This is a genomic window from Pseudothermotoga sp., from assembly GCF_031962025.1.
In the GTDB taxonomy this organism is placed as follows: domain Bacteria; phylum Thermotogota; class Thermotogae; order Thermotogales; family DSM-5069; genus Pseudothermotoga_B.
This window is the reverse complement of record NZ_JAVRKW010000001.1, coordinates 113435-127624: the sequence shown is the minus strand read 5'-3', so window position 1 is coordinate 127624 and position 14190 is coordinate 113435. Positions and strand designations below refer to the sequence as shown.

General features: G+C 42.4%; 15 protein-coding genes. 14 read left to right on the top strand and 1 reads right to left on the bottom strand.

All coding sequences use genetic code 11. The features are described 5' to 3' along the window. The first annotated feature begins 9 nt into the window (after positions 1–9). The 8 genes from AC4E92_RS00740 (at position 10) to jag (ending at position 7629) form a co-directional block, all read left to right on the top strand. Positions 10–2460 carry an ATP-dependent Clp protease ATP-binding subunit gene (locus tag AC4E92_RS00740; protein WP_490238666.1) on the top strand — a complete coding sequence of 817 codons (2451 nt, stop codon included), beginning with the start codon at positions 10–12 and terminating at the stop codon, positions 2458–2460. After that, positions 2457–3773 (top strand): DNA repair protein RadA, encoded by a 1317-nt coding sequence (gene radA, locus AC4E92_RS00735; protein ID WP_490238665.1) that lies wholly within the window; start codon positions 2457–2459, stop codon positions 3771–3773. Before AC4E92_RS00740 ends, radA begins: the two co-directional genes overlap by 4 nt. A 1-nt stretch (position 3774) precedes the next feature. Beyond that, positions 3775–4827 carry a DNA integrity scanning diadenylate cyclase DisA gene (disA, locus tag AC4E92_RS00730; protein WP_490238877.1) on the top strand — a complete coding sequence of 351 codons (1053 nt, stop codon included), beginning with the start codon at positions 3775–3777 and terminating at the stop codon, positions 4825–4827. A gap of 62 nt (positions 4828–4889) precedes the next feature. Then, complete coding sequence (gene rpmH, locus AC4E92_RS00725; protein WP_490238664.1) at positions 4890–5024, top strand: 50S ribosomal protein L34; 135 nt, start codon at positions 4890–4892, stop codon at positions 5022–5024. Further along, the gene (gene rnpA / locus AC4E92_RS00720; RefSeq protein ID WP_490238663.1) at positions 5021–5377 is read left to right on the top strand and encodes a ribonuclease P protein component; all 357 of its coding nucleotides are present in this window, start codon (positions 5021–5023) and stop codon (positions 5375–5377) included. Before rpmH ends, rnpA begins: the two co-directional genes overlap by 4 nt. After that, entirely contained in the window at positions 5374–5613 is a 240-nt protein-coding gene (gene yidD, locus AC4E92_RS00715; protein WP_490238662.1) for a membrane protein insertion efficiency factor YidD, read from the top strand. The genes rnpA and yidD overlap by 4 nt, the downstream gene beginning before the upstream one ends. Continuing rightward, positions 5610–6941, top strand: coding sequence for a membrane protein insertase YidC (gene yidC / locus AC4E92_RS00710; RefSeq protein WP_490238661.1), 1332 nt, complete (start codon positions 5610–5612; stop codon positions 6939–6941). The genes yidD and yidC overlap by 4 nt, the downstream gene beginning before the upstream one ends. Before the next feature lie 13 nt (positions 6942–6954). Then, positions 6955–7629: an RNA-binding cell elongation regulator Jag/EloR gene (jag, locus tag AC4E92_RS00705; protein WP_490238660.1), complete on the top strand. Its 675-nt coding sequence runs from the start codon at positions 6955–6957 to the stop codon at positions 7627–7629. Here jag and AC4E92_RS00700 read toward each other — a convergent pair. Continuing rightward, entirely contained in the window at positions 7582–8178 is a 597-nt protein-coding gene (locus AC4E92_RS00700; protein ID WP_490238659.1) for a hypothetical protein, read from the bottom strand. The two genes, jag and AC4E92_RS00700, sit on opposite strands and share 48 nt — an antisense overlap. 44 nt (positions 8179–8222) lie before the next feature. Here AC4E92_RS00700 and AC4E92_RS00695 point away from each other — a divergent pair, with 44 nt between their 5' ends. The 6 genes from AC4E92_RS00695 to AC4E92_RS00670 all read left to right on the top strand — a co-directional run bounded on the left by AC4E92_RS00695 (position 8223) and on the right by AC4E92_RS00670 (position 14157). Beyond that, positions 8223–8891, top strand: a complete 669-nt coding sequence (locus AC4E92_RS00695; RefSeq protein ID WP_490238658.1) for an IspD/TarI family cytidylyltransferase — start codon at positions 8223–8225, stop codon at positions 8889–8891. 633 nt (positions 8892–9524) lie between these two features. Next, entirely contained in the window at positions 9525–10652 is a 1128-nt protein-coding gene (locus AC4E92_RS00690) for an ABC transporter substrate-binding protein (RefSeq protein WP_490238657.1), read from the top strand. Positions 10653–10697: 45 nt separating this feature from the next. Continuing rightward, complete coding sequence (locus tag AC4E92_RS00685; protein WP_490238656.1) at positions 10698–11606, top strand: branched-chain amino acid ABC transporter permease; 909 nt, start codon at positions 10698–10700, stop codon at positions 11604–11606. A gap of 4 nt (positions 11607–11610) precedes the next feature. Further along, positions 11611–12660, top strand: coding sequence for a branched-chain amino acid ABC transporter permease (locus AC4E92_RS00680; RefSeq protein WP_490238655.1), 1050 nt, complete (start codon positions 11611–11613; stop codon positions 12658–12660). Continuing rightward, positions 12653–13432, top strand: coding sequence for an ABC transporter ATP-binding protein (locus AC4E92_RS00675; protein ID WP_490238654.1), 780 nt, complete (start codon positions 12653–12655; stop codon positions 13430–13432). Before AC4E92_RS00680 ends, AC4E92_RS00675 begins: the two co-directional genes overlap by 8 nt. Next, complete coding sequence (locus AC4E92_RS00670; RefSeq protein WP_490238653.1) at positions 13429–14157, top strand: ABC transporter ATP-binding protein; 729 nt, start codon at positions 13429–13431, stop codon at positions 14155–14157. The genes AC4E92_RS00675 and AC4E92_RS00670 overlap by 4 nt, the downstream gene beginning before the upstream one ends. Positions 14158–14190 lie beyond the last annotated feature (33 nt).

The following is a 14190-nucleotide window of genomic DNA, read 5'->3' as shown; positions in this document are numbered from 1 at the left end:
GTGATACAAATGTTTGACAGATTTTCTGAGAGATCGGCACAGGTTTTTGTTGAGGCTCAAAACGAAGCCAAGGAAATGGGACATTCATATGTTGGAACAGAACATATACTTTTGGCGATATTGAAACAGGATCTGCCCATTGTCGATGCCTTTGCCGAGATGGGTATAACCTATGCTCGAACCAAAAACGAGGTTATTTCAATGGTCGGTATGGGTATGCGTGGATTTTCAAGTTCCCCACAGATGACTCCACGTGCCAAAAGAGTTATCGAGCTGGCGTATGAAGAAGCAAAATACCTTGGAAGCGATAAGATTCATCCAGAGCACATACTACTCGGTATCATAAGAGAAGGAGAAGGCATTGCTGTTCATGTACTCAGGAAAATGGGTATCGATCTTGGAAATCTCAGAAAAGTAATCGTTGAGAATGCTTCACCAAAGAGCACAGAATTTGAAGGCGACAGAACGATCGAAAATGCTTCGGTAAGACATTTAGAAGGATTTGGAATAGATTTAACTGCTCTTGCAATGAAAAATCAGCTGGATCCAGTAATCGGAAGAGAAGAAGAAATAGAAAGGGTCATGCAGGTCCTCGTTCGCAGAAAGAAGAACAATCCGGTACTGATCGGTGAGCCAGGGATCGGCAAGACGGCTATAGTTGAAGGACTTGCGCAGAGAATCGTTGCCGGTGAAGTGCCGGAACCTCTCAAACATAAGACGATATTTTCCCTCGATGTGGCGGCACTCGTGGCTGGTACAAAATACCGTGGTGAATTTGAGAAGAGAATGAAGAAGTTGCTCCAGATCGTTACTAAAGATCCAAATATCATTCTTTTCATAGATGAAGTTCACACAATAGTCGGTGCTGGTTCTGCAGAAGGCGCTGTAGATGCTGCGAATATACTGAAACCGGCTCTTGCACGTGGTGAGATCAGGTGTATAGGTGCCACAACCCCGGACGAATACAGAAAATACATCGAAAAGGATGCCGCACTGGAAAGGAGATTCCAAAAAATCTACGTCAGGGAACCGACCGTTGAGGAAACACTCAATATACTCAAAGGACTCAGGTATAAATACGAATCTCACCACAGAGTCAGATACACTGATAGCGCACTCGAAGCCGCGGTTTATCTTTCAAAAAGGTATATAACAGATCATTTCTTACCAGACAAAGCCATTGATGTGATAGACGAGGCTGCAGCCAGGGCTCGATTAAAGAGTTTTGTAATCCCACCTGAGTTACAGCAATTGAAAAAACAACTGGAAGATGTCAAATCGAACAAGGAACTGGCGGTACTCAATCAAGATTATGAAAAAGCGGCAGAGCTAAAGGAACAGGAAAAAGATCTCAATCAGCAGTACATGGACAGATACGAGCAATGGCGAAAATCTGTTGAGTCATCAATAGTGACTGTCGATGTCGATCAGATAGCCGAAGTCGTTTCGGGATGGACAGGTATACCTTTGATGAAACTGGAAGAAAGCGAAAGTATGAAATTGCTGAACCTTGAAAAGGCTCTCCACCAGCGAATAGTCGGGCAGGATGAAGCCATAAAGGCTATTTCAAAAGCAATAAGAAGGGCGAGAAGCGGCTTGAAGGATCCAAGAAGACCTATAGGTGTTTTTCTATTCCTTGGACCAACCGGTGTGGGAAAGACAGAACTGGCAAAGGTACTTGCCGCACATCTGTTTGGCGATGAAAAGGCTTTGCTCAGATTCGATATGAGTGAATACATGGAACGGTTTTCAGTTTCAAGGCTGATCGGTGCACCTCCTGGATATGTTGGTTATGAAGAAGGTGGAACACTCACCGAGAGAGTGAGAAGAAGACCATTCTCGGTGATCCTGTTCGATGAAATAGAAAAAGCACATCCCGATGTGTTCAACATTCTTTTGCAGATAATGGACGATGGAAGATTGACAGATTCTCAGGGAAGAGAAGTTGATTTCAAAAACACAATCGTTGTGATGACAAGTAACATAGGAGGCACTCTCATAAACAAATCAAAAAAGACTATGGGTTTTGTCTCCTTGGAAGATGCACAAAAAGATTATCAACAAATGAAAGAACTGGTCCTGGAGGAAGTTAAGAAAACTTTCAGACCGGAGTTTCTCAACAGAATAGATGAAATCATAGTGTTCCACTCACTGACGCGCGAACATGTGGAGAAGATCATCGATATACTTGTCTCTGATGTTCAGGAAAGACTTTCAAGTAAGGGAATCACATTGAAATTGACCAAAGAAGCAAAAGAATTTCTGATTCAAAAAGGATATGATCCGATCTTCGGCGCAAGACCTTTGAAGCGAGCTATTCAACAATATTTAGAAGATCCTCTTGCAGAAGAAATTCTCAGGGGAAAATTTGGTCCAATGGACACTGTAATCTGTAAAGCCGACGAGAACGGTTTGAAGTTCATCAAAAGAAAACACAGAACAGGTGTGCTCAAAAGATGAAAGAAAAGAGTTATTTTGTCTGCACCAACTGCGGTTATGAATCGGTGAAATGGTTCGGCAGATGTCCAAATTGCGGTGAATGGAACACTGCGACTGAACTGAAAACGCAGACGGTGAAAAATAAAACACCGATTGTCAGCCTGAATCAGGTTGTGAGATCTTCCAAGGTAATCGGAAGGCTCAGTACTGGTTTTACCGAGCTCGATATAGCTCTTGGTGGAGGAATTCTTCCTGGACAGGTGCTCTTGCTCGGTGGAGAACCTGGTGTTGGCAAGAGCACCTTGGCACTCGAGATATGCAATCAGTTCTCAAAGAATGGGCTGGGAACTTTATACGTCGCTGCAGAAGAATCGGCAGATCAGATAGCCATCAGAGCTCAAAGACTTTCCTGTGATGGCACCGAGAATATCATGATTTGTTCTGAAAATGACCTGGAACAGGTACTTGATTCACTCAATCAAAATTATGCTCTGCTTGTGGTCGATTCACTTCAAACGATGTACTCACCCGAAGTGGGCACGTACCCGGGTAGCATTTTACAGATTCGCACATGCGCCGAGAAAATAATCAGTAAATGCAAAGAATTATCTGTTCCAGGTATACTGATAGCACATATAACTAAAAGCGGTGAAATATCAGGTCCAAAACTGGTTGAACATTTAGTCGATACAGTTGTCTATTTTGAAGGAGAAAGAAACACAGAATTGAGAATTCTGAGAATCATGAAAAATCGCTTTGGTCCATCTGGAGAGGTAGCAATTTTCGAAATGACCGAAGAAGGTCTCAAACAGGTTGTCAATCCGACTTTTTACGATGCACAGGACCAGTTACCAGGCAACTGTTTGACCTGTGCAGTCGAGGGATCTCGAACTTTTGTGGTGCAGGTTCAAGCACTCGTTTCCAGAGCCAAAAGTACCATGCCAAGGCGAGTAAGCAATGGCTTTGAAACAACAAGGTTACTTTTGCTGATAGCAGTGATTGGAAGGCATATGCATTTAGCCATAGAATCACACGATGTGTATGTGAATATACTGGGAGGTTTAAAGATCACCGATCCCGGGATTGATGCGGCTGTTGTTGGAGCATTATTGTCTTCGATGTTAGACAAACAGATTGGCAGAACAGCATTGATCGGTGAAGTGAGCTTAGATGGTTCTGTCAAGCATGTTCATCGCATGAGATCGAGAATCGAAGCGATCAGAAAAATCGGTATTAACTCGATAATCGTTCCCAAAACTGCGGAGTTTAAAGAGGATGATATTCGAAAAATCAGTTCTGTGCAGGAACTTGGCAGGGCATTGGGGGTGACTTGATCTGATACCAGATGAGTTGCTCGGTAAAATCGCCCTTCTTTCACCTGGGACGAAACTGAGAAAGGCTCTGGACGATATCATATCGGCGAACCTCGGCGCATTGCTCTTTTTCGTCGATGATCCTCAAAAATATGAAGATATAATTCAAGGAGGATTTGATTTAGACTGTACCTTCTCGCCGGAGAGGCTTTATGAACTAGCGAAAATGGATGGAGCAATAGTTGTTTCGGAAGATCTCTCAAAAATACTCTTTGCAAATGTTCATCTTGTGCCTGATCCGATGATTCCAACCTTGGAGACCGGCATGAGACATCGAACAGCCGAGCGAGTGGCAAAGCAAACGGGGAAAATGGTTGTTGCAATATCCAAGAGGAGAAATGTGATTTCACTTTACTGGGGTGAATATAAGTATGTGATGAACGACACTCGCATCTTAATGGCAAGAGTATCCCAAGCCATAAATACCCTTGAAAAATACAGGACCAATTTTGATAAAATCGTTTCTGAAATAGAAATCAACGAATTTCATTCGGGAGTTTCGATATATGATGTCGCTCGCGCCATTGAAAAGGCATTAATCATAATGAAAACTTACGAAGAGACATATCCCTATCTGGTTGAGCTGGGTGAAGAAGGCAAGTTAATGAGTATGCAATTGGAGGAAATTTTGCAAGATGTGGAAGATATAACATGTCTATTGGTAATGGATTACTCACAAAAAGATCTGGACCTGGACCAGGCTCGAGAATTAATCAAAAGACTTGGAGAAGATAAAGAAGTCTCTCTTTTGAGAATCATTCGAGCTCTTGGGGTTGATATTCAAAATCTGGCTCAAGCTGGTGAAGTTGTTCTGTATCCGCGTGGATACAGAGTGCTGAAGTACACTGCCAAAATTCCAATAAGCATTTCCACAAAGGTTGTTAAAACCTTCAAGAATCTCAAATTACTCAGCGAAGCAACCATCGACAGTCTTCAATCTGTGGATGGCATAGGTGAAAAAAGGGCATTGGCAATTGCGTCGGCAATTGGTATGATTAAGAATAGAATTGGTTGACCACAAGACCATGACATGTGGTACAATGGCAAAGGCTATAAGATTTAGAAGGAGGATCAAGGATGAAGAGAACTTATCAACCCAATCGCAGAAAAAGGCAGAAGACTCATGGTTTTCTGGCAAGATCGAGAACTCCATCCGGTCGAAAAGTTCTGGCTCGCAGACGCGCAAAAGGTAGATGGAGAATAGCCGTTTGAACGATTTCTCTCTACCCAAGGCGGAGCGTTTGAGACTGACCAGAGACTTCGACAGGGTGTTCAAGGAAGGGAAGGCTCTTCAAAGTGATTTTTTCACTGTTATGTACATTAAAAACGGCTTTGAATACAATAGGATAGCCGTGATGGTTAGAAGGAAATTTGGCAAAGCTCATCAGAGAAATAAGATTCGTCGCTGGATAAAAGAAGCCTATAGATTGATGAAAAACGATTTACCGAAGGGATTTGATATAGTCATCCTTCCTAGAAAATCCCTGTCGGAAGTCTTTGGGAGTCTATCTTATTCCTTTGTTCGAAGAGAACTATACGATCTGTTAAAGAGGATCGAGATATGAAAAAGGCACTTGTGTCACTGATACGTTTTTACCAAAAATACATTTCTCCACTTAAACCACCGACATGCAGGTTTACTCCTACCTGTTCAACCTATGCCATACAGGCAATTGAACGTTTTGGAGTACTCAAGGGAGGTTATCTTGCACTTTTAAGAATTATCAGATGCAATCCTTTAAACCCCGGAGGGCATGATCCTGTGCCAGAAAAATTCACACTGAGGAGGAGATCGACTTGAGAAAATGGATTATTTTCACATTACTCGTTATTTCTGTGATCTTTGCTTTCTCGAAAAATGAAATTCAGGTGACAAACCTCGAGAATGGGCTGAGGGTCGTAACGCGGTTCAATGAATTTGAGCTGAACAGCAAAGGTGATCTTGTCAATGTCTATCTAACACTCGACAGAAAACTTCACATCTTTCAGTCAGATGGTGACGGTCTTGAGCTGTTCTCGATAGACGGTTCTCCTTTGAATGTAACTTCGACCAGTATCAAAGGGACCATGGTGGCACCAAACACGTATTCTGGAGATCTGTCGTTGATCTACGAATATGAAACTGGTGTCCAAAAGATAATAACTTTCAAGAACGTACCAGAGTACCTAATAGTCGTTGAGATCAAAACAGAAAACCCCGTAACAATCACCCTGCCCAGGGTCTGGTATGAAGAAAATGACCGTATTGTCAAAGACTATTTTCTGTCATTTGCGCCGAAAAACAGGATTATCTCCATTTCAAAGACAAATGGTGCAAATCTTGTCTCCAACAAATTGACTGTCAGCGGCTTTGGAAAAATAATGGTTCACATGGCACCATACAAAAGAGTGTTTCTAAAGAAATTATTCGAAGACGATTATCCGATTCTGCTCGCACAGATAAAGAAAATTAGCGGCAGTTCATCGTGGTATGACCCGATTTTCTACCCGCTTGTGTGGTTCTTCTGGTGGTTATTTGATCTGACAAAGAACTTTGGCTGGACCATAGTCATCTTCACCATTGTGGTCAGACTAGTCCTATATCCACTGTATCATGCACAGACAAAATCGATGATAAAGATGAGAAAACTCCAGCCGAAAATTGAAGCAGTAAGAAAAAAGTACAAAGACCCAGCCAAACAGCAAGAGGAATTGATGAAAGTCTACAAAGAGGAAGGCGTGAATCCTGCAAGCGGTTGTCTTATGCTGCTCATACAGTTACCCATATTCTTCTTGCTCTATGCAGTGATAAGGTACTTTCAGGAAGAATTCGCTTTCGGCAGCAGGTTTTTGTTCTGGAACGATCTTTCAATCGGGGGTTTTGGACCCAACGCGTTGTTCATAATCATCACAATAGTCGCAAGTTATTACAACACACTCATAACAAGTCAGGACACAAGGAGTGCCTGGCAGGGAATTCTCATGTCTGTGATCTTCCCATTTCTGTTCGTTGGATTACCAAGTGGCTTGTTCCTGTACTATACTCTCAACACCGTCATTCAGCTTGTAATCACCTACTATATCTATAAACGATACAAAATCAAAGGCATAACGACAAGAGAATTACTTGGTCTGAAGCCTAAAGCTTAAGGGGTGAGAGCTGGTGAAAAAGCTGAAAGCCACGGGACCTACCGTAATAGAAGCTGTTGAGAGAGCAAAGCAACAATATGATCTCAAAGATGATGAATTTGATTACACTGTTATCGAAAAAGGTTCAAAAGGTTTCTTTGGTCTCATGGCTAAGGAAGCAGTCGTTGAAATAACAATAAAGAATGGTTTTTATAAAAGAAAACTTGAACAGTTCATGAATCACATACTGAGCACATATGGAGACATCAAAGTCAACATTCAGTACGCAGGTAAGAGGTTTTCAGTCGAGCTTGAAGGGAAAGATCTTGGCAGATTGATTGGCAAGCACGGAAAAACCCTTGCTGCATTACAGCACATTGCCACCATTTATCTCAACAGATTGAGCGATACAAAGTTATCGGTGATAGTCGACGCAGGTGAATACAGAGAAAGGAGAAAGAAAAACCTTGAACGCATGGTTAAACAGGTGATTGAACAGGTCAGAGCCAGCAAAGGAAAGATCACTTTAGACCCGATGTTTGCCTTTGAAAGGCGTATAGTACACGAAATCGCCAAAAGCCATCGTGACATCAAAAGCTATTCGATCGGTGTCGAACCATACAGGAAGGTTGTTATCGAATACTGCTTAGACAATAAAGGTTCACTGAAATCTGACCAGGATTTCAAGAGCAGCGTTCGCAGCAGCTAACAGTGGATCCTTCTCAAGCTCGGCAGTGCCAACTAAACTTTTTTCTTTACCGTTATCGAGTCTGGTTATATGGCACAGGAGAAATTCCTTGCCGGCTAGTGTGACAATGCGCACGTCATCAACCGAGTAAATACTGTCGGTCAGTTCGTCAAAGGCTGAAATGACTGCTGCCGCAGCCGTTTTGAGTTTCTGAATGCTTGTTTTTGCACCTTCGGCAACACCTTCATATTTATCTTCGCCGTGTTCCACGGTGACTGTTACGCGCAAATTCTTGCCAAGGTCCTCTGTCGTCAGAGAAGAAACAACATACTCAGGATGAGTGCGTACCTCACCGGACATTTGGGCAACACTTATTATTTTTCTATCTATCCTCAACCCGGTAGAAGCCAGTATGGCTGTCTCCACATCACGAACGATCTGCTTTGGATTTTTCGCCGAATCGGCTATCACGTGTATTTCTCTCAAATTATCTCCATCGGGTACCACCCGAACGGCTGTAACACCAGATATCTGGGAAATAATACCTTCTAACTTTTTTGCATCTACCACAAAACACTCCCCCTTCTGGTATTCTAACATATGGTGGTGAAAAGATGACAATAGGTATAATAATGGCTGCTGGTAAAAGCACCAGAGCAAAGACAGATATCCCAAAACAATTTTACAAAATCGGTGATCATCCCGTTCTTTATTATTCACTTTCAACCTTTGAAAAATCCTCTCTGGTGGATTTCTGCCTTGTGATGATACCTGATGGATACAAAGAAAGTGTTACACAGATGGCGAAAAACTTTAGAAAAGTGAAATGGATACTAACAGGGGGAAAAACAAGACATGAAACCTCGCTGATAGCAGTTGATTTTCTCAGAGATATAAATCCATCGATAGTAGTCTTTCACGATGCAGCAAGACCTTTTTTGAGACTGAATTTACTTGATAAAGTCATTCAGCAGGCGAAAACCTTTGGGGCAGCTACCGCCGCTGTCCCAATTTTTGACACAGTCGCTTACTGCAAAGATGGTTTTGTGAGTTCCTACATACCCAGAGAATCTCTGTATCGCATCCAAACACCACAGGCTTTCGAGTACGAGATTATTATCCAAGCGATCAGTAGATTCGAAGCAGAGGATGGCACAAAACCTGTTTTTCTGAGCAACAGAAAGGTAAAAATAGTCCAAGCTGACCCGTATTGCTTCAAAATTACAGAACCGGGAGATCTGGATCTTGCAGAGCTCATCTGCCAATTCTGGAAGGACACATAGGATATATCATTTCAGAATAACCTTATGGACAACTAAGTTCTAAATCAACCGTAAACAGGTAGTTTTTTTCAAAAAATGCTTTAAAAAACTCTCGGGATGAGAGTTTGATCGATTTGTTATTTTTTTCACTTTCGTATTATATATAATGGACAAGCTTGTCGGGTAGATCTATCCAAAGATAAGTGCGTATAATTGGCATAGGTCTAATCTTTTGGTGCTGGAAAATCTATTGAAAAACTAAAGGACAGATCACTTAAAAAACACAGGATTTAAACAGTGAACTACCATTCACCTACGATGAAAGTTGCGATTAATTGAGTTTCAATCAGAATCATTTAAAAAATATCATAGTGATGTCTTTGGCAATTTACTTTTTATAGAAGATGAATTCTTCTTATTCAGTTTTTATGTGGTTATTTTTCAGATCAAAATTGAAATCTGTATTCTTTTTTTAGAAAGATATCTGAAAGAACAAATACAAATGATGGTTTTTTCAAAAGTACGGCGGAGGTCATCCTCCGCCTTTTGCGTTTTGTAGTCAATTCAAAATCAGTTCTTGACACAAGAACGTATATGGTATAATATGTGCCAACCTGAGGATTCAGGTACTCTTCTCAAAAAGGGGGCTGGATTATGCGGAAGGTCTACGTGTTTGTTGCCATGGTAGCGGTTTTTGCTTATGTTTTTGCAGCTGAGATCACCGAAGTAAAGATCGGAGCTGGCTGGGAAATGACCGGTCCTATTGCGGGATTTGGTCAGATGTCGTGGGATGGTGTGAGACTTGCGATGAAACTTAGACCCACCGTGAGAATTGGAGGCAAAGACATACCGGTCAGGGTAGTTCTTCTTGATAACAAAGGTGACAAGGCAGAGGCAGCCAATGTCGTGAAAAGACTGATCGATGTGGAAAAGGTCGTTGCGATTCTTGGACCATGTACCAGTTCGTGCGCCTTAGCCGCAGGTGCCATAGCCGAGCAAAAACAGGTTGCGATGGTCACAAACACCGCTACAAATCCACTTGTAACACAGAACAGAAGATTCATTTTCAGGACATGCTTTACTGACCCAATGCAGGGAGAATTGCTTGCAAAATTCGCCTGGGAACAATTGGGTTCAAAGAAAGTAGCGATCATGGTTGATGTAGCACAGGATTATGTGGTTGGTCTTGCCAATTACTTCAAAAGAAAGTTTGAACAGTTTGGTGGCAAGTTTTTTGATGAATATTACAACACTGGAGATCAAGATTTCACCGCTCAACTGACAGATGCCCTGTCGAAAAATCCGGATACGATTTTCCTACCAGGCTATTATTCAGAAATAGCACTCATCTGCAAGCAAGCCCGCGAGCTGGGTTTTAAAGGTAACTTCTTAGCAGGCGATGGTGCAGATGCACCAGAGTTGATACAGATTGGTGGAAAGTTTGTTGAAGGATTGTATTACACAACCTACTTCCATCAGGACGCTGATCTTTCAGTGGCGACAAAGCCTTTTGTTGAAGCATATATCAAGGAATACAACAGAAGACCAGATGCATTCGGTGCGCTGGCTTTTGATGCTTACAATCTCGTGCTGGATGCAATCGAAAGAGCTCAGTCAATTGACCCGATCGCAATAAGAGATGCAATCGCAGCGACGAAGGATTTCCAGGGTGTTGGCGGAACAATTACTTTCCCGGAAGGATCTGGAGATCCAATAAAACCTGCTGTTATCAACACCGTGAAGAATGGTCAATTCATGCTCATGACAGTTGTAAGACCGTGAACATAGCCCCCGAAAGGGGGCTTTTACAAAAGTGGGGGTGATTTCTTGAGCCTTGCCGGGTTTTTACAGCACCTTGTCAATGCGTTTTCCTTGGGTGGAATTTATGCTCTGATCGCTATAGGTTATACAATGGTCTATGGCATACTCAGACTCATCAATTTTGCACATGGTGATATCTTCACATATGGAATATACTTTGCCTTTTATGGAGTCATACTGTTTCTCATGCCGTGGTGGGCGGCTTTTATTTTTTCGATCTTCGTAACGGCATTTTTAGGAGCATTCATTGAAAGAATTGCGTACAGACCCTTGAGAAATGCACCCAGGATATCGGCACTCATAACTGCCATCGGTGTCTCTTTCTTTTTGGAGAATTTTGCAATAGTGGTATTTGGTGGAAGGGCAAAATCTTTCAATCCTCAAACTGGTATTTACCCAACATCGTTTTTAAACATGATAGACATCGGCGATGTCAAAATACCTGTTCTCACATTCATCACAATCGGTATTGTGGTTTTAGCATTGATACTGTTGATGTGGATAGTTTATAAAACAAAGGTTGGAATGGCGATGAGAGCCATTTCAAAAGACATTCCTATGACAAAACTGATGGGTGTTAACGCGGATAGAGTGATCAGTTTTACGTTCATGCTGGGTTCCGGTCTTGCTGCTGTAGGTGGAATACTCTGGGCAATGAAATATCCACAGGTTTATCCCTATACGGGTATGATACCTGGGCTCAAGGCTTTCATAGCGGCAGTCGTTGGGGGTATAGGTAGCATTCAGGGGGCAATGGTCGGTGGTTTCATACTGGGAATAAGTGAAATCATGATCGTCGCATTTGTGCCTTCCCTGGCTGGTTACAGAGATGCTTTTGCTTATGCGATATTGTTGTTTGTTTTGCTTGTTAAACCAACTGGAATACTCGGCGTGGAAGTATCGGAAAAGGTGTGATAATATGAGGGTGAAGTTTTTTCTCACAATCTCTTTGATCACTGGCATAGGCTTTCTTCTGTTTCTCGCAAACAAAATGGCGAGTGAGTATGTAATACTGATCTTAAATCTAATGGCGATAAACATAATTTTTGCGGTTTCGCTGACTCTCATCAATGGAATAACTGGCATTTTCTCCCTTGGACATGCCGGTTTCATTGCCATAGGCGCGTATGTATCGGCACTGCTGACTTTGCCTGTTGCACAAAAAGAGATGACTTTTCTCATAAAGCCTTTGATCTACCCACTGAATCAGATTCAGATTCCTTTTCTGCCAGCCACGATAATCGCCGGACTTGTCGCTGCTGGATTTGGTTACGTTGTTGCGGCACCATCGTTGAGACTCATAGGCGATTATCTGGCAATTGCCACACTTGGATTGGGAGAAACTATACGAATTATCGCAAATAATGCCTGGTCTATCACAAATGGCGCTCTGGGTTTGAAGGCAATTCCACCATACACAAATATCTATTGGTCCTGGGGCTGGGCGCTCATAACCGTTCTGGTGATTTCTAGTCTGGTGAAAAGTAGCTACGGGAGGGCTCTGAAAGCCATTAGAGAAGACCCAATAGCTGCTAAAGCTATGGGAATAAATGTTTTTTCACATCAGGTTGTGAGCTTCGTGCTTGGTTCCTTCTTCGCAGGCGTTGGAGGATCGCTGTGGGCTCATCTCATCACCACAATTGATCCAAAGTCATTTGCCTTCTCTAAAACATTCGAAATACTCATCATGGCTGTGCTCGGTGGGCTTGGCAGTATCAGCGGGGCAATCATAGGAGCTTCAATTTACACAGTTGGACTTGAGTTTCTGAGATTTCTCGAAAGTCCATTCAAGATTGCTTCCATCACCTTCCCTGGTATTCCCGGCATGAGAATGGTGGTTTTGTCTGTTTTATTGATTTTACTGATGCTCTTTTGGCAGCGCGGGATAATGGGTAGAAATGAACTGTCGTGGGACTCACTCTACTCGTTGATAACGCGTTTGAAAAAAAGAGGTGTGAAAAATGAATGAAGTGCTTTTGATAGACAACGTAACAAAACGCTTTGGAGGTCTTGTAGCTGTCGATCAGTTTAACGGTTATATAAAGCAGGGCGAATTGGTTGGATTGATAGGTCCAAATGGAGCTGGCAAGACAACTCTTTTCAATGTTATAACAGGAATGTACGCTCCAGATGAAGGCAGGATCTTCTTTTTTGGCAGGGATATATCAGGTCACAAACCACATGAGATAACACGATATGGTATAGCAAGAACCTTTCAGAATATCAGATTGTTTTCAGATATGACTGTTCTGGAAAATGTAATGGTTCCACAGCACCTGAAGCTCAGAAGCTGGCTGTGGTTTTTCAAATGCGTGGCTAAAACGCCGGGGAGCATTCGCATGGAAAAACAGATGTACAGCGAGGCTTTTAAACTGCTTAACAGAGTTGGGCTGGAGAGTTTTGCCAACGATAAAGCCAGTTCACTACCCTATGGTTTGCAGAGAAAACTTGAAATAGCACGAGCACTCGCCACTAACCCGAAACTGCTATTACTCGACGAACCTGCTGCCGGTATGAATCCTCAGGAAACCTATGAACTGATGGAATTCATCAAAAAGGTGAGAAATGATTTTTCTCTGACGATAATGATCATTGAACACGATATGAAAGTAATAATGGGTATCTGTGAACGAATCTATGTTATGGACTATGGAAAGCTCATTGCCCAGGGAAGTCCGCAGCAGATTCAGTCCGATCCTGTAGTGATCAAAGCCTACCTCGGCGAGGAGGTGTTGTCGTGAATGAAGAAGTCTTGAGAATAGAAAATCTGCATGTTTATTATGGGAACATTCACGCGCTCAAAGGTATCTCTATGAAGGTTCAAAAAGGTCAAATTGTCACGTTGATTGGTGCCAACGGTGCAGGCAAGACAACTACACTTGGGGCGATTACGAATCTGGTGAATAAGAGAGAGGGAAAGGTTTTTTTCAATAAAAGCGACATTACGCATTTACCAACACATATGATCGTAAACAGCGGGATTGCCCTTGTTCCAGAGGGTAGGAGGATCTTTCCGAATCTCACAGTTTATGAAAATCTGATGATGGGTGCATACGCAAGAACAGATCAAGATGGCATAAAACGCGACCTGGAATGGGTTCTGACACTTTTTCCAAGGCTCAAGGAAAGGTTGAAACAATTAGGTGGAACGCTTTCCGGTGGTGAGCAACAGATGCTCGCCGTTGCTCGTGGATTGATGACCAGACCGAAGTTACTCATGCTCGATGAACCATCACTTGGTCTTGCACCTTTGCTTGTGAAAGAAGTTTTCGAAATAATTCAGAAAATACGCCAAGAAGGAGTGACAATACTTCTTGTCGAACAGAATGCTTTTGCAGCTTTGAAGATTGCTGACTACGGCTATGTACTGGAAACAGGGCGCATTGTCCTTGAAGATACCGGACAAAATCTATTGGGGAACGACAATGTGAGAAAAGCCTACCTTGGTATCACCACAGGACGATAAATTTCATGAGATGAAGCAAGCCAAGATTTATCA

Coding starts and splice junctions, on each gene's coding strand:
- AC4E92_RS00740 (WP_490238666.1), top strand. CDS start 10: ATGTTTGACAGATTTTCTGAGAGATCGGCACAGGTTTTTGTTGAGGCT.
- AC4E92_RS00690 (WP_490238657.1), top strand. CDS start 9,525: ATGCGGAAGGTCTACGTGTTTGTTGCCATGGTAGCGGTTTTTGCTTAT.
- AC4E92_RS00675 (WP_490238654.1), top strand. CDS start 12,653: ATGAATGAAGTGCTTTTGATAGACAACGTAACAAAACGCTTTGGAGGT.
- AC4E92_RS00695 (WP_490238658.1), top strand. CDS start 8,223: ATGACAATAGGTATAATAATGGCTGCTGGTAAAAGCACCAGAGCAAAG.
- radA (WP_490238665.1), top strand. CDS start 2,457: ATGAAAGAAAAGAGTTATTTTGTCTGCACCAACTGCGGTTATGAATCG.
- yidD (WP_490238662.1), top strand. CDS start 5,374: ATGAAAAAGGCACTTGTGTCACTGATACGTTTTTACCAAAAATACATT.
- rpmH (WP_490238664.1), top strand. CDS start 4,890: ATGAAGAGAACTTATCAACCCAATCGCAGAAAAAGGCAGAAGACTCAT.
- AC4E92_RS00680 (WP_490238655.1), top strand. CDS start 11,611: ATGAGGGTGAAGTTTTTTCTCACAATCTCTTTGATCACTGGCATAGGC.